This is a genomic window from Vibrio sp. DNB22_10_4 (genome assembly GCF_052879755.1).
The window spans coordinates 17,784-35,756 of the sequence record NZ_JBNNXW010000001.1; the positions used below are offsets into that span (position 1 = coordinate 17,784).

Here is a 17,973-nt window from a genome sequence, read left to right on the forward strand (position 1 = left end):
TGAACATCTACTCTTATCTTTGGATAGGAGGATTTTTTGACTCTTTGAAACACGACCAAATATGCAGTCAATTGATTACAAAGAGTCTTTCCAACGTTGTTAGGTGAACCATGTACAAACGCTTTGAAAAATTTACAGAAGCTTTTCCAAAGCAAGATCCGGAGAAGCCGCCAGAGGGCATACTCGCTTTCTGCCGCTACTACACTCGCGGCTTTGAAAAGCCGATCATTTTAATGTCACTATTTTCGACCGTTATCGCTATCGCAGAGGTGATGTTGTTCGGATTTATGGGACAAATCGTCGACTGGCTAACGGCCAGCGATCCCCAAACCTTTTTATCCGAAAACGGCCACACCCTGTTTTGGGTAGGATTTTGTGTACTGGTGGTGTTGCCAACCATATTGTTGATAGCTTCACTGCTCGTGCACCAAACGCTTCTTGGCAACTACCCAATGGCCATCCGCTGGCAGGCACACCGCTATTTACTCAAGCAGAGTCTCTCTTTCTATCAAGATGATTTTGCTGGGCGTATCGCGACCAAGGTGATGCAAACGTCTTTAGCGGTGCGTGAAACGGTGATGAAAACAGCAGACGTGTTCGTATACGTCTTAGTGTACTTCACCTCAATTTTGGTGATGCTAGCTGCTGCTGATTGGCGTTTGATGATGCCAATGCTGGTTTGGTTATGTGCTTATATTGGCATTCAGATTTACTTCGTACCAAAACTGAAGAAAGTCGCGACAGAACAAGCGGACGCACGCTCTACGATGACCGGGCGCATTGTGGATAGCTACACCAATATCTCTACCGTAAAGCTGTTCTCTCACACCGATCGTGAAACCGAGTATGCAGAGAAAGGCATGAAGGGATTCTTGGATACGGTTTATCGCCAAATGCGCCTTGTGACAGGTTTTGATGTCGCGGTTGAATTTACCAACTACGTGTTGCTGTTTACCGTCACTTCTATCTCTATCTACTTGTGGATGGATGGCGCGATTACTGTCGGCGCTATCGCGATTGCCATTGGTCTTGCATTGCGTATCAACGGTATGTCGATGTGGATCATGTGGGAAGTCGGTGCCCTGTTTGAAAACATGGGTACCGTTGTTGATGGTATGAAGACTCTTTCTAAGCCTATTGATATCAAAGATGAAAAAGATGCCAAGCCAATTGTCGTTGAAAAAGGCAGCATTGATTTTGATGACGTGAGCTTCCACTATGGTGAAAACAAAGGGGTCATCAGTAACTTGAATCTCAACATCAAACCGGGCGAGAAAGTTGGTCTGGTCGGACGTTCAGGTGCAGGTAAATCAACACTAGTGAATCTACTGCTGCGTTTTCACGATGTTGAGGGCGGTAACATTCGAATTGATGGTCAATCCATCTCGAAAGTCACTCAAGACTCGCTACGCAGTAAAATCGGTATGGTGACACAGGATACCTCTCTGCTGCATCGCTCAATTCGTGACAACATCCTCTATGGTAAGCCAGATGCCACCGAAGAAGAGTTACTTGCTGCAACCAAGCAGGCGCATGCTCATGAGTTTATCGAAACCTTGACCGACCCGTTCGGTAATAAGGGTTACGATGCGCAAGTCGGCGAGCGCGGTGTCAAGCTCTCCGGTGGACAGCGTCAACGTATTGCCATCTCACGAGTGCTGTTGAAAAACGCCCCTATCCTGATCCTTGATGAAGCAACATCAGCGCTGGATTCAGAAGTAGAGGCCGCGATTCAAGAGAGCTTAAATGAGCTGATGGAAGGTAAAACGGTTATCGCCATCGCGCACCGACTATCAACCATAGCGGCTATGGATCGCCTGATTGTTCTCGATAAAGGTGAAGTCATCGAGCAAGGCAGCCACAAAGAGTTGGTTGCTCACGGCGGAGTCTATGCTCAGCTCTGGGCGCACCAAACTGGCGGCTTTATTGGTGCCGAAGATACCGATAAAGATAGCGTAGCCTAAAGCACAAAGCGGAGCAGAAATGCTCCGCTTTTTTGTTTCATTTCAGTCACATATTGATCTCACTCGCAACAATGTGACCCTGTGTACAATTTTACACACCCATTCAAGTTTACAAGCTTTTCCGTATCTAGATCAGTATTTCGAACTGCATACGGACGAATAATAACTCTGTCGCTATAAAAAGGAGTTGTTATGTTTTATGTTCACATGCTACTGCTTCTGGCAGTCATTTTTGTAGGTATTCGCTACGGCGGTATCGCCTTCGGTTTGTTAGGCGGTCTCGGCGTTTCTATTCTTAGTTTCTTCTTTGGTATTGCTCCCGGAACGCCGCCCATTGGCGTTATGCTCATTATTCTTGCGGTGGTTGCGGCATCAGCAACACTTGAAGCAACAGGCGGTCTAAAACTACTCGTCCAATACGCTGAAAAGTTGCTTCGTAAGCACCCATCTAAAGTGGTCTTCCTAGGACCATTGTGTACCTATTCACTCACTGTGATGGTCGGCACGGGACACTCGGTGTATCCACTGCTTCCTGTTATTTATGACGTCAGTATTAAGCGTGGTATTCGCCCTGAGCGTCCTATGGCTATTGCGACAGTCGCATCTCAAATGGGTATCACAGCTAGCCCTATCGCTGCCGCTGCCGCTGTAGTCATGGCCACGGCAGCGACCAACCACCTAGACATCTCTTTGGGTCAAGTGTTAATGGTCACTATTCCAGCGACATTAACGGGCGTATTGATTGCTGCGACTTGGAGCTTAAAGCGTGGTAAAGATTTGAATGACGATCCAGAGTTTCTGGAGCGTATGAAAGACCCACAATTCAAAGCGCAACTTATCGACACAAGTGAAGCGAGCACAGGTGATGCTGGCATCAAAGAGAGTCAAACTGCAAAACGGGGCCTAACCGTATTCTTACTCGGTATTTTGACTGTCATTTGCGTTGCTATGTTTGGTAAAGATCTGGGCCTACTGCCTGATGGCGTGAAAACGTCGACCGCTTTGCAGTTCTTGATGCTCTCTGTCGGTGCTATCATCTTACTGACCACCAATGTTGACCCTAAAAAAATCGTCAACACCAACGTGTTCATCGCTGGTATGAGTGCGGTCATCATCATCTTTGGTATTGCTTGGATGAGTGACACCATCATTGCTTACAACAAGCCTTACATTATCAGCTTAGTTGAAGACGTAGTGAAATCTCACCCTTGGACCTTCGCGATCGCGATGTACGTTTCATCTGTGTTCCTTAAGAGCCAAGCAGCGGTGCTGACCATTATGCTCCCTCTAGGTTTTGCACTAGGCATTCCCGCAGAAGTCCTAATTGGTGTACTTCCAGCTTGTTACGCTTACTACTTCTTTCCATTCTACCCATCAGATCTGGCAGCGATTACCTTTGACCGCTCTGGTACCACTAAGATTGGTAAATATATCCTTAACCACAGCTTCCTGATCCCTGGCTTCATTGGCGTGATCACGGCGACAGCTATTGGTTATGCGATATCTACGGGTGTGCTACCTATCTGGTTGTGGGCGATTGCCGTTGCTGGACTGGCGTTTGCGGTAAACAGCTATATGAATCGTATGAGCAGTGAAGCGCTTAAATTAGCGTAGAGACTCAAACAAACAGCACAAAAGGAGTGGAGCCAAACAAACGGCTCCACTTTTTGTTCCTTCGGCGCTTGCTCTTAGTTTTATAAGGTTCCCTCTTAACGGCTTCGGTGTACAACGGGCTTTACCTTTTTAACACTTCATTTACACCCCATTCTTCTACCCCCTCTTCACAGAGCCTTTAATTTACCTTTTATTTCAATATCTTAATTAACAAAAACACCCACCCCCGATCACACCAAACGATTTGTAGCAAATTTGTTACACAGCCAATTCGCCAACTGTGTTTTTATCTAACGCACTGACCCTATTCCCTTTTCCCTCAATTTTGCTCAAATTTAAGTCAACACCCTACAACAAGGTCTTCCAACGAAGGAGACCGATTGACTATCAAAAGGAAATGACCATGACTATCAACTTCAACCCTCTTGGAACCGATGGCTTTGAATTCGTTGAATACACAGCAGCGACTGACGACGGTATTAACGATCTGAAACGCCTATTCGACTCGTTAGGGTTCGCTGAGATTGCTAAGCACCGCTCAAAAGAAGCTTGGTTATATCGTCAAGGAGACATCAACTTTATCGTCAACGCGCAGCCACACAGCCAAGCAGAAGAGTTCGCGCGCATTCACGGTCCATCTGTGTGTGGTATGGCGTTTCGCGTAGAGGATGCGGCCAAAGCGATGGTACATGCGTTAGAAAATGGTGGCGAGCAGTATGTCACCGAGATAGGACCTATGGAATTAAGCATTCCCGCTATTTACGGCATTGGTGAGAGCCTACTTTACTTTGTCGACCGCTACGGAAGCGGCAGTATTTATGATGTGGATTTTAAGTTCTACCCAGATGCGCAAAAACGCCTAGCCGAGCAAGATGTGGGTCTCTACGAGCTTGATCACCTGACTCACAACGTTAAGCAGGGCAACATGGATGTCTGGTCCGGTTTTTACGAACGTATCGGTAACTTCCGAGAAATCCGCTACTTCGATATTGAAGGTAAGCTCACTGGGCTGGTGAGCCGTGCGATGACAGCACCTTGTGGCAAAATCCGCATCCCTATCAACGAATCTTCTGACGATAAATCGCAGATCGAAGAGTTCATTCGTGAGTATAACGGCGAAGGTATCCAGCACATCGCACTGACCACGGACGATATCTATCAGACGGTGCAAACACTACGCGATCGCGGCATGGACTTTATGCCAACACCAGACACCTACTATGAAAAAGTCGATTCTCGAGTCAAAGGTCATGGTGAGGACGTAAGCCGTCTACAAGAACTGCGGATTCTTGTCGATGGTGCACCGATGAAAGATGGCATCTTACTTCAAATCTTCACCCAAACCGTTATTGGTCCAGTGTTCTTTGAAATCATTCAACGCAAAGGCAACGAAGGCTTCGGCGAAGGTAACTTTAAAGCGCTGTTTGAATCGATTGAAGAAGATCAAATCCGTCGCGGCGTCTTAAACGAGGTAACCGATAATGCGTAAATGGCCAACGTTCCCTCATCGTGAGGGGACTTATTCTAAGCAGGCTCATGCCGACTTTCCAGACGAGGCGATTTATGAGCGTGAAGCAGGTCGAGAAGGCTTCTTTGGTCCTGCCAGTCACTTTCACCACCAGCATGCGCCAACCGGGTGGTCTGAATGGGAGGGTGAACTCAAGCCTCGTGCGTTTAACCTCAATCATGTTGAATCTGCTCACCAAGCGTCACCTTGGTCTGCCCCTAGCATCCTTGAGAACCGCGAATGTAAAGTGCGAGTCTGGAAGCTAGCGGAAAAAATGTCAGGTCTTGCTCGTAACGGTGACGGTGATGAACTGCTGTTTATTCATCAAGGCAGCGCTGACCTCTATTGTGACTATGGCCATCTTGAAGTTGAAGAAGGCGATTATGTGCTGATCCCTCGTTCAACCAACTGGCGGCTAGAACCCAAGGCGCCGATGTTCATCTTAATGATTGAAAACACAGGCGCCGCGTTTGCCCTGCCAGAAAAAGGCATTGTTGGCCAACACGCGGTGTTTGACCCTGCTGTGCTTGAACCTCCAGCGATTAATGAGCGTTTTAAAGCACAATACAGTGAGGAGCAAACCACGGTCTCACTCAAGCGCGGTAACAAAATCAACACCATCACTTATCCGTTTAACCCGCTGGATGCGATTGGCTGGCACGGCGACTTATCGGTACTCAAGCTTAACTGGCGGGACATCAGACCATTGATGTCTCATCGCTATCACCTACCACCGTCAGCGCATACCACGTTCGTCGGCAATGGGTTTGTGGTCTGTACCTTTGTACCAAGACCTATTGAGAGCGATCCCGGTGCACTGAAAGTTCCGTTCTACCACAACAATGATGACTACGATGAAGTGCTGTTTTACCACGCAGGGGACTTCTTCAGTCGAGATAACATCGAAGCGGGCATGATGACGTTCCACCCCGCCGGCTTCACACACGGCCCTCACCCAAAAGCATTCAAAGCCGGGCTGGAAGCCAAGAAAACCTTTACTGACGAGGTCGCGGTAATGATAGATACGCGCAATGCGCTTGAGCACAGTGTCGAAGCCGAGGCGGTGGAAAACCGCGAATACGTTTACAGTTGGAAAGCAGGGAGTTGATATGAAATTAGCCACACTTAACAATAACACCCGTGATGGTCAATTGGTTGTCGTCAGTCGCGATCTCAGCCAATGCATTGCCGTGCCTGAAATTGCTCCAACGCTTCAAGCGGCTCTCGATAATTGGCAGCAACTTGAGCCTCTTCTCAACGAAGTTTACCTTGGCCTTAACCAAGGCATTTTGCTACAAGCGATGCCGTTTGAGCAGTCGCAATGTGAGTCTCCTCTCCCACGCGCTTACCAATGGGCGGATGGCTCGGCTTATGTCAATCACGTAGAACTGGTTCGCAAAGCGCGCGGCGCAGAAATACCAGAGAGCTTTTGGACCGACCCACTCATGTACCAAGGTGGCTCAGACACCTTCTTGGCACCACACGCACCTATTGTAATGGCAAGCGAACAGTGGGGCATCGACTTTGAGGGCGAAGTCGCGGTCATTACTGATGATGTCCCGATGGGAGCAAGCCCAGAGCAAGCGCACAGCGCCATTCGACTGCTCATGTTAGTCAATGACGTATCGCTGCGCGGACTCATTCCAGGAGAGCTTGCTAAAGGATTCGGCTTCTTTCAATCCAAGCCTTCATCAGCCTTTTCTCCAGTCGCCGTTACTCCCGACGAACTTGGCAAATCATGGCACGGTAGCAAAGTCCACTTACCGCTGATTTCGCACTACAACCGCGAACCATTCGGGCACCCAAATGCGGGTGTTGATATGACCTTCGATTTTGCAGAGCTCGTTGCCCATGCTGCGAAAACTAGACCGCTGTCGGCAGGTTGCATCGTCGGCTCAGGCACAGTCTCGAACAAGCAAGGCACCGAATACGGCACATCCATTGAAGAAGGTGGCGTCGGATATTCATGCATTGCAGAGAGACGGATGATTGAAACCATTCGCGATGGTCAGCCAACGACATCGTTCATGCGCTTTGGCGATAGCATCAAAATAGAAATGCTGGACGAAAGCGGGCAATCCATCTTCGGTGCGATTGAGCAAACGGTCGAGAAGCATTGAGGGTCATGATTTGATTCTATATGACTACTGGCGGTCATCGGCTGCCTATCGGGTAAGGGTAGCGTTACACCTTAAAGGTATTTCGTTTCAGTCCGTACCGATAAACCTCATCAAGGAGGGGGGGCAGCAGCATTCACCCGAGTACGCTGCACTCAACCCGAATGAACTGGTGCCAGTGTTAGTTGATGGTGAAATAACACTCAATCAATCGCTGACCATCATCGATTACTTGGATGAGCGTTATCCAGAGCACAAACTGACACCGAGCGAGGGAGAGAAGCGTTACTTGATTAAAGCGCTGGCGCAAGATATTGCTGTCGACATTCATCCAATCAACAACTTAAGGGTCATCCAGCACTTAAATCAGCGCTTTGAAATCGATGAGCAAGAGAAAGTACATTGGATGCAGCATTGGATCAATACAGGCTTCACAGCACTTGAGCAAAAGCTGGCACCAGTTTGTGGTACCTATTGTGTTGGTGACGAAGTGAGTCTTGTCGATGTGTGCTTGGTGCCGCAGGTGTACAACGCGCTACGCTTTGGTGTTGACCTGTCTGGCTACCCAAACATTGCTGGGATAGCCCATAGACTTAACGGCCTCGAAGCTTTTCAACTCGCCAAGCCAGAGAATCAAAGCGACGCTGCTTAGCTAACACGACATCAAGTAGATACGAGAAAAGGCCAGAGTACTGGCCTTTATTGTTCGCTCACTTGAATTTGAGCATTTCCGGGGCTTTCGCTCGCAGTTGGCGGCCACGGGCGATGCTGCTCCGAATCTATCCACTCTTGCACCCACATTGGAATATCACTTGTCATTGGCTGCTCGCCCGCAGCATCAATCACTTGCTGAGGGGGCACAATACCGTTTTTCGAGGTGACGCCTGCGCGAATCAGAACCGAAGAACAAGGGTGTCCTTTTACCCACATCGACTGCTCAAGATAGAACCATTTATCATCGGTAGCGACACACAGGGTTTTCATGGTGATCTTGTCGAACATACGCACGCGCTTGCGATAGCGAACCGAACTTCCGGCGACCACTAAACCCCAACGGTTTTGTTTGAGAGTACGCATCAATCCACACTTGACCGATAACGCCGTACGTCCCAAGTCATAAAGAGTAAGAATGCGACCGTTGTTCATTTCCATGAACATATCGATGTCCCATGGATGACAACGAAATTCGATTTCATCTTGTTGGGTATAACTGATGGCTGGCTTCTTATTAGATTGAAAAATGGTCTTGGCCAGTCTTAAAAAAGGGTACATGTTATTACTCATCTTTGAATGCTGATCTGTAACCATAGACCGGAGATTGAATTTTTACTCTAATTGAAATGAATTTTGTGATGTAAGATTAACATTGATATCGGAGAATAGAGCTTTCACTAGAATTGGAATCCAACAAAATGTCAGTATTACCGTTTGCAGTACGACTCCAGCGTGGAACAGATCTAAAGCTGGCTATTAGAGACGTCGTCGATCAACTAGAACTGAATGCAGGTACCATTGCCTCTTGTGTCGGTTGTTTAACAAAAGCGACCCTTAGACTTGCTGGAGCGGAGGAAACTATCACTTTAGAGGGTTCTTTCGAGATTGTATCAGTGATGGGGACGCTCACGGCTTCACATCAACATGTACACCTCTCAGTCGCTACTCGTACTGGTGAGGTGCTCGGAGGCCATCTTTTAGAAGGGTGTATTGTCGACACGACAGTAGAACTAATTATCCACAACTACACCGATAACGTATTTACTCGTGAGTACGACCCCACCACAGGTTTCAGTGAACTTGTGATTCCTCAAAATCGCTAATCATGCTGGCATTGCTCGGCGAGCCACTGTGCAAATTTAATTAACTCAGGTTGTCTTGCACGACTTTCTTTATACACTAAGTAGAAACTATCTCCAGTTTCCAAACCATGTGTGGGGATAACCATAAGATCTTGTTTATCTTTTTCCGTCATCATGTAGTCATTAGCGAAGGTGATCCCTTGGTCATACTTCGCCGCCTCTACCGCAAGTAAAATATGACTAAAGTGCTGTATGTCTAGATTGTTTGGTAATTCAAAGCCCCCCACTTCACACCATTTCACCCAGTCTTTTCCTCTTTCACGAAAGACTGAGTCTGTTGAAAGGATGGGGTATTCCCATAAAGCATCAGGCAAAGGTGCACCTTGGATCGCTTTCCAAATACGATGACTACAGACAGGGTAAAGCGTTTCACTGTACAAAAACTTAGCGACAAATTGGCTTTTAGGAGCCTCTAATGTAATAAAGCAATCCCCTACGCTATCCGACAGCTTAGGATCTTCGGTGACCATATTGAGCGTTAATTCTATCTCGGGATGGCGCCGTTTAAAGTCTGAAAGCCTTGGGATCAACCACTTAACCGCAAGTGTGCTATAGAGAGCTAAACGAATCGAGCCTTGCTCTCCCTCCCGAACCTTTTGGCTCGCTTTAGCGATGGCTGCAATGGCAGGACTGATCTCTTCAAGGTATCGCTCACCTGTCTCAGTTAAAGACAGTTTTCGTCCTCGCCGTAGAAATAGACTCTCACCCAAGTACTCTTCGAGAACACGGATTTGATGACTTATGGCACTTTGAGTCACATTGAGCTCCTGTGCTGCCTCAGAGAAACTTAAGTTTCTGGCAACGGATTCAAAGCAGTGTACTGATCGCAAAGGAGGAAGTTTCATTATCTAAATATCTCATAGTAAGAAAATATTTATCATTTCACTTCATCCTATGTCATCACCTATGCTCTGGTAAAGTTCATCAGGAGTAAATCATGAAACCAATGTCTGTCGGAGTAGCAATGTTGCTGCTAGTTTTTGGAAACCAAATTGCGATCCTGTCCGATGCCCTCATTAAAAGCGTTGGTAACGAGGTTGCGGTGTTTCAGTTTGTGTTTTTTAGACAGCTATCTGCGGTATTGATTTTACTACCCTTTTTCCTTTGGTCACGACCACATAACGTGTACGAGGGCATAAAATGGCACGCTGTCCGCGCTCATGTCTGGCTTTTCGGGGCGATTTTTATGGTCTACGCTATCTCAGCAATGCCGCTGGCGACCGCAAACGCTATTTTTTACGCAGCTCCACTAATGATGTTGCCTCTAGCGTCGTTATTTTTTGGCGAGAAGCTCTCTTCACAAACCATTGCCGCTGCAATAATGGGATTCATTGGTGTAATCGTGATCATTCGTCCCGACCAAATCGACTTTGCCGCCTTGGCCGCTTTAGTTGTAGCGTTATCCATAGCCGTTAATAACCTTTTGATTCGCAAATTGCCTAAGCAGCAATCCGTAGTCCAAACTTTGTTGGTCACTAATTTAGTAGGGATCCCAGCTTCTTTGTGTTTAGTTGCTATAGAAGGGCAACCGTGGGACTGGAGCGCTTTCCCTACTGCCGCCTTATCTAGCATGTTTATATTGATCTACGCAGCCACGTGTGTTTTGACCTACCGTGCAGTCGATAGTAACAAAATCGCCAGCGCAGAATACAGTGGCTTGATTGGTGCGGTAGCAGTGGGTTTAGTGTGGTTTGGTGAAATGCCAGATATCTATATGGCTATAGGCACTTTGATGATTGTAGTGCCCATAATCTGGCTAACCAAACACGAACGGAAACAGCGCAAACTGGATTGTAAATCACCGACAACCTAAGCTTTTTGTTGTCGCTGATTCTAAAAACAAAGGCTTCCAAAACTGGAAGCCTTTATTATATTTCTCAGAGAAAGAGTTATTGAGGATTCAGTCCAAGTGTTTGCAACACTAACTTAAAGTTGTCCTGTCGCTCCTTAACAGCGTGAACTTTACCACTCACCGGACACGTACTATCTGGACAGCCACGATTAACAATACCTGACACCGCATCGATAAACTCAGTGCCTTGCATTCCACCGTCTACATATTTCTTAAGCTCAGTATGATAGTTCCAAGCCGCGTATGGACCACCTTCGTCATTGTAGGTTTGAACCGAAGAAACCCAATAGAACAGACCCGCAATCCATTTGATTTCGCGATTCTCCTCAGAGCTACAGATCAAGCCTGGATTTGAACAGAAATCCAAATCAGCATATAGAGGGTTGGCCGGAGGTGCTTCCACCACCACACCATTCACAGTAGTGCCTACGGTATCTGGGTCAACATGCGAACGTCCCATAAAGTGGTTTAGAGTACCGAAGTTTTGGCGACCAGTCGTTTGAATAACACCACGTCCCCACCAACCACAGCCTTCAACCGTTCCAGTCGTATCGCTTCCATCCCAAATAAACTTACCGGCCTTTTGACCTTCGTACACTTTACAGTCGGCACGCTCCCATACTTGTTGTGAACTGTCGACAGTCGATGGGACTTCCATACAGTGACCATCGTTGGTCCAGCGGCCAACATTCCCATTCACGAGGAGTCCTTTCTCTGCAAGCACGGAGTCTGGCGCTGCAAAAATCGGAGCCGGTGCGCCGTACCATTTAGCATTGGTCAAAGCGCTCACTTCCATTTTCGGATCGCGCGGACACGAATATGGATGATCAACACCTGTCACTGGATCCATGCCATAATCTGCGTACTTCTGACCCAACTGACCACAACTCGCTGTCATTGGGTAGTTAACCGCCGCGCCGTATCTTACTTCTGACCAGTTGTTCTCGTCACAGGCATTATAGCGAATGGTCTCTTGCATGCTTTGTGATAGGAAAGCAGCAATCGCTACTTTTGCGTACTTAGCATTGGTGGCATCGTCTACGGTCTCATCCAATAGCCAGAACGTATTTCCAGCAACACCCACGTTGTGCATAGAGTTAAGGCCAGCTAAGAAATCTGCCCATTTATACACAGTCGACGGTGCCCAGTTGCCTTGCGAGACTTCATACAGGAATGCTTGATTATTCATTGCATTTTCCGCACTCGCCAGCTCGCCGTTAAGTGCAGCGATACGCGTAAGAGGACCGTTAGTGATGCTCTCTCCTACGTAGTAGAGTGGTAACTTAGCGGTTTGGTACTGCTCAATCTTATTGGTGAGCTCTACAGTTTCACTATCAAACAAAATCGCAAATACATTGCTGTGAGCAGCTTTACGCAACTGACCTTGCTTAGACAAATCCCCCATGAAGTAGCTGACCGTTTGCGACGTTGGCATCGAGGTTAGCAGTGCAGGGGTACGAATGTGATCGGAGATTTGCTTCACATATTCTAGGGCGTAGTACCACTGCTCATCAGATAATGCCGCCGTATCCGTCGATTTAGTAAAGGCGATGAAATCGGCTCTGGTTGTCGAACCTGCGTCATAAAGTGCAAAACTTGAGAGCAGATCTGCAGAAGATGAAGAGGCAGCATTCCAAACAGCTCGCTTACCGGAATGAGGATTGAAAGCAAAGTCACCAATAGTTAATGTCCAGCCAAAGGTCGCCTGAGGCGCTAAAGTGGAAATAATAAGGTTATGAGCCTGCGCCCAGCCATTAACATCATCAGTCAGTGCATTAATGGCACTCGCTTCAATCGCACTTGCGGTTGAAGCCACTGCGGCCGTTAACGCTTGTTTGACCGCCACTGTACCAAGCGCTTGCCCTTTATCGGCAGTCGCTATATCAAGGACATCAGATGTGAGTACAATCGAACTGCTACCCGCCGCTTCAGCGGTTTGAATGAGTGCGACAAAGATATTGGTCAACTTAGTAACGTCAGCCAGATCTTGGCTACTATTCGTTGCAAAGTATTGGCTAGCAGGCGCATCAAGTGTGGCAGGACTTGCCACCACCAAATGACTTGGCCATCCCGCTACTTCTAACCTTACCGGATCAAGAGGGTTTGGCAGAGCAAGCTTCGCGCTGGGCTCAGAAGAAGCTCCACCACAATCCAGATGCGTTGCCCAGCTGCTATCGCTGCCTGGAATAGAAGACGTCCACCAGTTAGCCTTATACGCTACATTCTCGTTAACCATGATGTCGCCAGCCGTAGCGTGGTTGCTTTGCGTCCAATCTGGATAAACATTAAAGTCGGCACAAGCACCGCTCGATGGAGTCGTGCCTGGATCCGGTGTCGGTTCAGGCGTTGGATCCGGTGTTGGTTCAGGAGAAGGATCCGGTGTTGGTTCAGGAGAAGGATCAGGGGTTGGTTCTGGTGAAGGCTCCGGTGACGGATTAGCACCACTGACTACTTTCCATGGAGAATCCCATTCATTTGCATAAATGTCCGTCGGGCTTTGACCTGCCCCAACCCACCATTTAGCTTCGTAGGTGGTACCATCCACCGTTACTTGGCTACCACCAGAATACGTCTGAGTGGCATCATAAGGTTCAGCAGCAAACACATGGCTGCTAAACACTAGGCACGCTATAGAGAGCGCGACCTTGTTCATCCTAAACATATTTATACCTTTCTAAAGAGAATATCTTTCTGTTTCACGAGCCAAAAAAGAGCGAATAGAAACCATTTCGTTATTTAATAGCTAAAAATATGCTAGCAGCACAAAGGCAGGTTATCAGGAAATAGGTCAATAATAATGATCAGATGCGGGAGATTTCACAAAATAAATGCAAATTTATAATGAGTTAATTATTAATTGGAAATAAGTTCAAGTATTGAACAAAGCTCTGTTGAATACTAATTTTCCGCTCATTTTTGCTTACCTTAGCGCGTTATCACAACTCAGAATTCCTTGCAAAAACTCAAACGCTTATTAAACACCTTGCAATAAAGCTGTCACACTTTGTCACTATCTTGCATCGCAACAATCAAACGAAACCAACGTCAATCGGTCAGTTAATTAAACGTTATGCAACAACACAGACACCCTATGGACGCCACTATCGTGCGTCTGATGCAATCACAAGGCTTGATAAAAAGTGAGGCGCGCTCAAGGCTTAAACGCGAAGTCTATCAGCTCGACCCGAGCCAAATTCAGAAGGTAAAACGCTATGCTGAACATTTTGGCATCAATGCACAAGAAAAGTTGATTGAAGAGATATTGGAGCTGAGGCGCGAAACGTTGATTTCACGCCTATCAAAATAAAATCAATAAGCATTAGGAGTTAACGGTACTGTAGGTGGCACTTTTCATCAGAGCAAACGACCTTGTAGATTTCTGCGCCGCCATCATGCTCAGCAACTTCAAAATAGACTGTACTCTTGTTACGACCATCTTTATAGGCGAGAGACAACTTAGCGTCATCAATTGTGAGTCCTTCTTGTTCCAAATGTTTTTGCATTGAAATCTTCGCAGACTCGAGCGTTTCATTACTCACGTCAGGGTCTAACCCAGCATACGCGGTAAAGGCCGCTATAGACAAACATCCCATCACAACTCGTCGCATGCCAACATCCTCATTTGTGAACCAGTACTTCAAACAGATTAGAAAATACCTACGCAATGTCGAGTTTGTTTGTTGTCCCCCCCCCCACCACCGAACTCTGCACTAATGTGCGTTATATTTTGAAAAACTATTGAACAGATAACGCAAAAAAGTTCAGTTTCCGGGACTAACGAACGCTTGGGTGATGCCAATCAAAACCCGTATTGACATGCTTGCAACGGGTATCAAGACCCCTATAGGGATTAAGATCGCAGGGCCTGAGCTTAGTGTGATTGGGGAGATTGGTGCCAACCTTGAGCCCATTCTTAATGACATCGCGGGCACCGTTTCAATCTATGCCGAACGAGTAGCTGGCGGCCGTTATGTCACCATTGATATTAAACGCCTAGCAGCCGCGCGCTACGGGCTGAGAGCACGAATTCGTGCTCTTTTCAGTTTCAAACTATCATAGATATGACGATATGATGTGATCGATACAAACGGCGACATCCGTACCACTCATGGCAACTTACTAAGGACAAAGCAAAACATGGAAACTCTAATCAACGCCGATTTTGACCAGCGCGTAGTGATACGACCCAGTGACTACCAGTGGGTTGACTCTCCTATGCCGGGCGTTAGTCGCATGCGTTTAGACCGCATTGGTGATGAAGTGGGACGGGTGACTTCCATCGTACACTATGAACCAAACAGCGCGTTTTCAGCGCACACCCACAGCGGCGGTGAAGAGTTTTACGTTTTGGAAGGCACCTTTTCCGATGAGCACGGCGACTACCCGGCAGGCAGCTATGTGCGTAATCCCATTGGCAGCGCACATACGCCGAAAATTGGCTCTGATGGTGCGACTATTTTTGTCAAACTTCACCAGTTCAATGAGCAAGACCAAGCCCAGTTTTGCATCAATACATTAAAGCAATCATGGTATCGAGGATTGGTCGATGGACTCACCGTGATGCCTTTGCATGAGTTTGAAGCGGAGCATGTTGCGTTAGTGAAATGGGCGCCCAATACCCAGTTCAATGCCCACCAGCATTGGGGCGGAGAAGAAATATTGGTACTGGAAGGCACCTTTTATGACGAGCATGGTGAATACCCTAAAGGCACTTGGATCCGTAGTCCTCACCTTAGCAAGCACACCCCCTTCACCAAAGAAGATGGTGCGCTTATTTACGTCAAGACTGGGCATTTATAGTCGAGTTTATTTGATGGCAAACTCGTAACTTGTACTGTGCTTATACTGATTGCCAGGTCGAAGAATCGCATCTGACTCTTTCCAATTGCGATTGGGCGAGTCGGGATAAAACTGAGTCTCCAACGCAACCCCTTGATAATCTTTGTACAACCCACCTAGACGGTTGGGTGTATTCGCTAGCCAGTTACCCGTATACAGCTGCATTCCCGGTTTCGTCGTAAATACGCTCATTTCAACACGACTATCTGGAGAAATAAGACGCGCAATAGGTTCGTTATCTTGGCTTTCTAAAAGGTAACAATGATCGTACCCATTTGCTTGCTGTTGCTGCGCATCAGCCAATAAGTGAGTTGAAATAGGTTTCGCTAAATTGAAATCGAAACTGGTTCCCGCGACAGCCTCCGCTTCTTGAAAAGGAATGCCATCAGCTTGGGTTGGCAAATAATGCGCAGCACGAATTTGTAAGCTATGACCTAACACATCCTCTTCAGACTCAGCACCTAAAAGATTAAAGTAAGCATGATTGGTTAAGTTCACCGGCGTTGCCGCGGTTGTTGTCGCACTGTAGTCAATAATCACCTGATTTTGTTCGCTAAGACTATAGCGAACACTCACCGTTAGCTCGCCGGGGAAACCTTGATCACCATCGGCTGAAACTAAACTGAGCTCAACGCTACTATCACTCGTATCAACCAGACTCCAACGTCGCTTATCAAAGCCTTCCAAACCGCCATGTAAGCAGTTGCCTGATTGGTTGGTCGCAACTTGACACTCTTTGCCATCAAGCTCAAATCTTCCACCAGCAATTCGATTGGCAAAGCGGCCTACTGTCGCGCCTAAGAAGACTTTTTGACGTGCAAAGTCTTCCATCGTTTCAACGCCCAGTAGCACCTCTCGTTTTTCATCGCCGACAGGGAGCTTGCAACTAAGCCATGTCGCGCCAATATCCATCACTGTCACTTCCATGCCAGAAGTATTCGACAGCGTGTACAGTGAAGGCGGCTTGCCGTCCGCTGCAAGTCCACTCATTATGGCTGTCATCGCAATCCTCTTATCTCAAAGTAAGTCATTCTCAAAACTCAAGTACTTCTACAACACCGGCTCCAGCCGTTGCTTGGCATACATAAATCGAGGCTTGTAAACCAGTGGCTAGCTGATACTTCTCGGTCACTGCATGTTTGACTGCATCGGTTAGGCTTGGCGGGATTAGTGCGACGATACAGCCGCCAAAGCCGCCGCCTGTCATTCGCACGCCACCTTGGTCGCCAATCACATCTTTGACAATGTCGACTAAGCAATCTATCTCGCTCACGGTGATCTCAAAATCATCGCGCATTGAAGCGTGTGATTCAGCCATAAGCTCGCCCAATCGTTTCATGTCTTGAGCTCGCAATGCCTTCGCAGCCTCAAGGGTTCGGTCATTTTCCGTGATAACGTGGCGTGCTCTCTTCGCGACTACATCGTCTAAGTTTTGTTGGTTTTGATTGAACTCTTCAATACTCACATCACGCAGCGCTTTGACGCCAAAAATCTGAGCGGCTTGTTCGCACTGCAATCGCCGTGTGTTGTACTCGCTGTCAACAAGACCGCGCTGCTTGTTGGAATTAATGATGACCACAGCCATTGCTTCAGGCATCGATACCGCTTGCGACTCTAAAGTTCGGCAATCAAGCAACATGGCATGATTTTGCTCGCCTTTGGCGGAAATCATTTGATCCATAATGCCGCAGTTGCAACCCACAAACTCATTTTCAGCTTGCTGGCCATTGAGCGCGATTTCCGCTTGGCTGATATCGAGATCGTAAAGCGTTTTAAAGGTCTGCCCAATCACCACTTCCAACGCTGCAGAAGAGCTCAGCCCCGCACCTTGAGGGACATTGCCTGTGACACAAATATCCGCACCTTTAAACGTATAGCCTCGGGCTAGCAAGAATTTCACCACGCCGCGAATGTAATTTGCCCACATTTTCCCGGGCAAAAACTCTATTGGTTTAGATAGGTCAAATTCATCGGTATCATTGCCATAATCGACCGACACCAAACGAATGAAGCTGTCTTCGCGCTTTGCAGCAGCGACGACCGTTTGGTAGTTAATGGCACAGGGCAACACAAAGCCATCGTTATAATCAGTATGTTCGCCAATTAGGTTCACTCGACCTGGCGCTTGAATAATATGGGTCGGTTGATAGTCCAATACCTGTTTAAACACGCTTTTCACGTTAGTTATTAATTCAGACATAATACGCCCTCAATCCTTGGCTAA

Annotated in this window: 16 protein-coding genes and 1 pseudogene; 11 read left to right on the forward strand and 6 right to left on the reverse strand. The window is 47.3% G+C overall.

The features are described from left to right. The first annotated feature begins 110 nt into the window (after positions 1 to 110). The 6 genes from ACVA6Q_RS00075 (at position 111) to maiA (ending at position 7,854) form a co-directional block, all read left to right on the forward strand. Entirely contained in the window at positions 111 to 1,964 is a 1,854-nt protein-coding gene (locus ACVA6Q_RS00075) for an ABC transporter ATP-binding protein (RefSeq protein WP_446646022.1), read from the forward strand. Positions 1,965 to 2,156: 192 nt separating this feature from the next. Beyond that, complete coding sequence (locus ACVA6Q_RS00080; protein ID WP_353498775.1) at positions 2,157 to 3,578, forward strand: anaerobic C4-dicarboxylate transporter; 1,422 nt, start codon at positions 2,157 to 2,159, stop codon at positions 3,576 to 3,578. 403 nt (positions 3,579 to 3,981) lie between these two features. Next, entirely contained in the window at positions 3,982 to 5,067 is a 1,086-nt protein-coding gene (hppD, locus tag ACVA6Q_RS00085) for a 4-hydroxyphenylpyruvate dioxygenase (RefSeq protein WP_446646023.1), read from the forward strand. After that, entirely contained in the window at positions 5,060 to 6,193 is a 1,134-nt protein-coding gene (locus ACVA6Q_RS00090) for a homogentisate 1,2-dioxygenase (RefSeq protein ID WP_446646024.1), read from the forward strand. Before hppD ends, ACVA6Q_RS00090 begins: the two co-directional genes overlap by 8 nt. Position 6,194: 1 nt before the next feature. Further along, positions 6,195 to 7,205: a fumarylacetoacetate hydrolase family protein gene (locus tag ACVA6Q_RS00095; protein WP_446646025.1), complete on the forward strand. Its 1,011-nt coding sequence runs from the start codon at positions 6,195 to 6,197 to the stop codon at positions 7,203 to 7,205. 10 nt (positions 7,206 to 7,215) lie between these two features. Then, entirely contained in the window at positions 7,216 to 7,854 is a 639-nt protein-coding gene (gene maiA, locus ACVA6Q_RS00100) for a maleylacetoacetate isomerase (protein ID WP_446646026.1), read from the forward strand. Positions 7,855 to 7,901: 47 nt separating this feature from the next. Here the strand turns inward: maiA and ACVA6Q_RS00105 are convergent, their stop codons facing one another. Further along, the gene (locus ACVA6Q_RS00105) at positions 7,902 to 8,474 is read right to left on the reverse strand and encodes an acyl-CoA thioesterase (RefSeq protein WP_446646027.1); all 573 of its coding nucleotides are present in this window, start codon (positions 8,472 to 8,474) and stop codon (positions 7,902 to 7,904) included. 140 nt (positions 8,475 to 8,614) lie between these two features. Here ACVA6Q_RS00105 and ACVA6Q_RS00110 point away from each other — a divergent pair, with 140 nt between their 5' ends. Further along, positions 8,615 to 9,019, forward strand: coding sequence for a PPC domain-containing DNA-binding protein (locus tag ACVA6Q_RS00110; protein WP_353498769.1), 405 nt, complete (start codon positions 8,615 to 8,617; stop codon positions 9,017 to 9,019). Here the strand turns inward: ACVA6Q_RS00110 and ACVA6Q_RS00115 are convergent. Next, on the reverse strand, positions 9,016 to 9,903 hold the full coding sequence (locus ACVA6Q_RS00115; protein WP_446646028.1) for a LysR substrate-binding domain-containing protein: 888 nt from the start codon (positions 9,901 to 9,903) through the stop codon (positions 9,016 to 9,018). The genes ACVA6Q_RS00110 and ACVA6Q_RS00115 overlap by 4 nt on opposite strands. 92 nt (positions 9,904 to 9,995) lie before the next feature. Here ACVA6Q_RS00115 and ACVA6Q_RS00120 point away from each other — a divergent pair, with 92 nt between their 5' ends. After that, positions 9,996 to 10,871 (forward strand): DMT family transporter, encoded by an 876-nt coding sequence (locus ACVA6Q_RS00120; RefSeq protein WP_446646029.1) that lies wholly within the window; start codon positions 9,996 to 9,998, stop codon positions 10,869 to 10,871. A 76-nt stretch (positions 10,872 to 10,947) separates the two neighbouring features. Here the strand turns inward: ACVA6Q_RS00120 and ACVA6Q_RS00125 are convergent, their stop codons facing one another. Further along, a complete protein-coding gene (locus tag ACVA6Q_RS00125) occupies positions 10,948 to 13,572 on the reverse strand; it encodes a cellulose-binding domain-containing protein (protein WP_446646030.1) in 2,625 nt (874 codons plus the stop codon). A gap of 408 nt (positions 13,573 to 13,980) precedes the next feature. On the opposite strand from ACVA6Q_RS00125, the gene ACVA6Q_RS00130 reads away from it, so the two are divergent. Beyond that, complete coding sequence (locus tag ACVA6Q_RS00130) at positions 13,981 to 14,217, forward strand: hypothetical protein (RefSeq protein ID WP_446646031.1); 237 nt, start codon at positions 13,981 to 13,983, stop codon at positions 14,215 to 14,217. A 19-nt stretch (positions 14,218 to 14,236) separates the two neighbouring features. Here the strand turns inward: ACVA6Q_RS00130 and ACVA6Q_RS00135 are convergent, their stop codons facing one another. Then, a complete protein-coding gene (locus ACVA6Q_RS00135) occupies positions 14,237 to 14,518 on the reverse strand; it encodes a hypothetical protein (protein WP_446646032.1) in 282 nt (93 codons plus the stop codon). A 151-nt stretch (positions 14,519 to 14,669) separates the two neighbouring features. Between ACVA6Q_RS00135 and ACVA6Q_RS00140 the strand changes: the two are divergent. Both ACVA6Q_RS00140 and ACVA6Q_RS00145 read left to right on the forward strand, forming a co-directional pair. Further along, positions 14,670 to 14,927: pseudogene (locus ACVA6Q_RS00140) on the forward strand (hypothetical protein); the annotation flags it as partial. 120 nt (positions 14,928 to 15,047) lie between these two features. After that, positions 15,048 to 15,710, forward strand: coding sequence for a cupin domain-containing protein (locus tag ACVA6Q_RS00145; protein WP_446646033.1), 663 nt, complete (start codon positions 15,048 to 15,050; stop codon positions 15,708 to 15,710). 6 nt (positions 15,711 to 15,716) lie between these two features. On the opposite strand, the gene galM is transcribed toward ACVA6Q_RS00145, so the two are convergent. Together galM and galK are read right to left on the reverse strand one after the other, a co-directional pair. Continuing rightward, positions 15,717 to 16,751: a galactose-1-epimerase gene (galM, locus tag ACVA6Q_RS00150; RefSeq protein ID WP_446646034.1), complete on the reverse strand. Its 1,035-nt coding sequence runs from the start codon at positions 16,749 to 16,751 to the stop codon at positions 15,717 to 15,719. 31 nt (positions 16,752 to 16,782) lie between these two features. Then, positions 16,783 to 17,949 (reverse strand): galactokinase, encoded by a 1,167-nt coding sequence (galK, locus tag ACVA6Q_RS00155; RefSeq protein ID WP_446646035.1) that lies wholly within the window; start codon positions 17,947 to 17,949, stop codon positions 16,783 to 16,785. Between the last annotated feature and the right edge of the window lie 24 nt (positions 17,950 to 17,973).

Bases quoted from the DNA above. Each gene is read 5' to 3' on its own strand.
- ACVA6Q_RS00075 (WP_446646022.1), top strand. From the start codon at position 111: ATGTACAAACGCTTTGAAAAATTTACAGAAGCTTTTCCAAAGCAAGAT.
- ACVA6Q_RS00080 (WP_353498775.1), top strand. From the start codon at position 2,157: ATGTTTTATGTTCACATGCTACTGCTTCTGGCAGTCATTTTTGTAGGT.
- hppD (WP_446646023.1), top strand. From the start codon at position 3,982: ATGACTATCAACTTCAACCCTCTTGGAACCGATGGCTTTGAATTCGTT.
- ACVA6Q_RS00090 (WP_446646024.1), top strand. From the start codon at position 5,060: ATGCGTAAATGGCCAACGTTCCCTCATCGTGAGGGGACTTATTCTAAG.
- ACVA6Q_RS00095 (WP_446646025.1), top strand. From the start codon at position 6,195: ATGAAATTAGCCACACTTAACAATAACACCCGTGATGGTCAATTGGTT.
- ACVA6Q_RS00105 (WP_446646027.1), bottom strand. From the start codon at position 8,474: ATGTACCCTTTTTTAAGACTGGCCAAGACCATTTTTCAATCTAATAAG.
- ACVA6Q_RS00110 (WP_353498769.1), top strand. From the start codon at position 8,615: ATGTCAGTATTACCGTTTGCAGTACGACTCCAGCGTGGAACAGATCTA.
- ACVA6Q_RS00115 (WP_446646028.1), bottom strand. From the start codon at position 9,903: ATGAAACTTCCTCCTTTGCGATCAGTACACTGCTTTGAATCCGTTGCC.
- ACVA6Q_RS00120 (WP_446646029.1), top strand. From the start codon at position 9,996: ATGAAACCAATGTCTGTCGGAGTAGCAATGTTGCTGCTAGTTTTTGGA.
- ACVA6Q_RS00125 (WP_446646030.1), bottom strand. From the start codon at position 13,572: ATGTTTAGGATGAACAAGGTCGCGCTCTCTATAGCGTGCCTAGTGTTT.
- ACVA6Q_RS00130 (WP_446646031.1), top strand. From the start codon at position 13,981: ATGCAACAACACAGACACCCTATGGACGCCACTATCGTGCGTCTGATG.
- ACVA6Q_RS00135 (WP_446646032.1), bottom strand. From the start codon at position 14,518: ATGCGACGAGTTGTGATGGGATGTTTGTCTATAGCGGCCTTTACCGCG.
- ACVA6Q_RS00145 (WP_446646033.1), top strand. From the start codon at position 15,048: ATGGAAACTCTAATCAACGCCGATTTTGACCAGCGCGTAGTGATACGA.
- galM (WP_446646034.1), bottom strand. From the start codon at position 16,751: ATGACAGCCATAATGAGTGGACTTGCAGCGGACGGCAAGCCGCCTTCA.
- galK (WP_446646035.1), bottom strand. From the start codon at position 17,949: ATGTCTGAATTAATAACTAACGTGAAAAGCGTGTTTAAACAGGTATTG.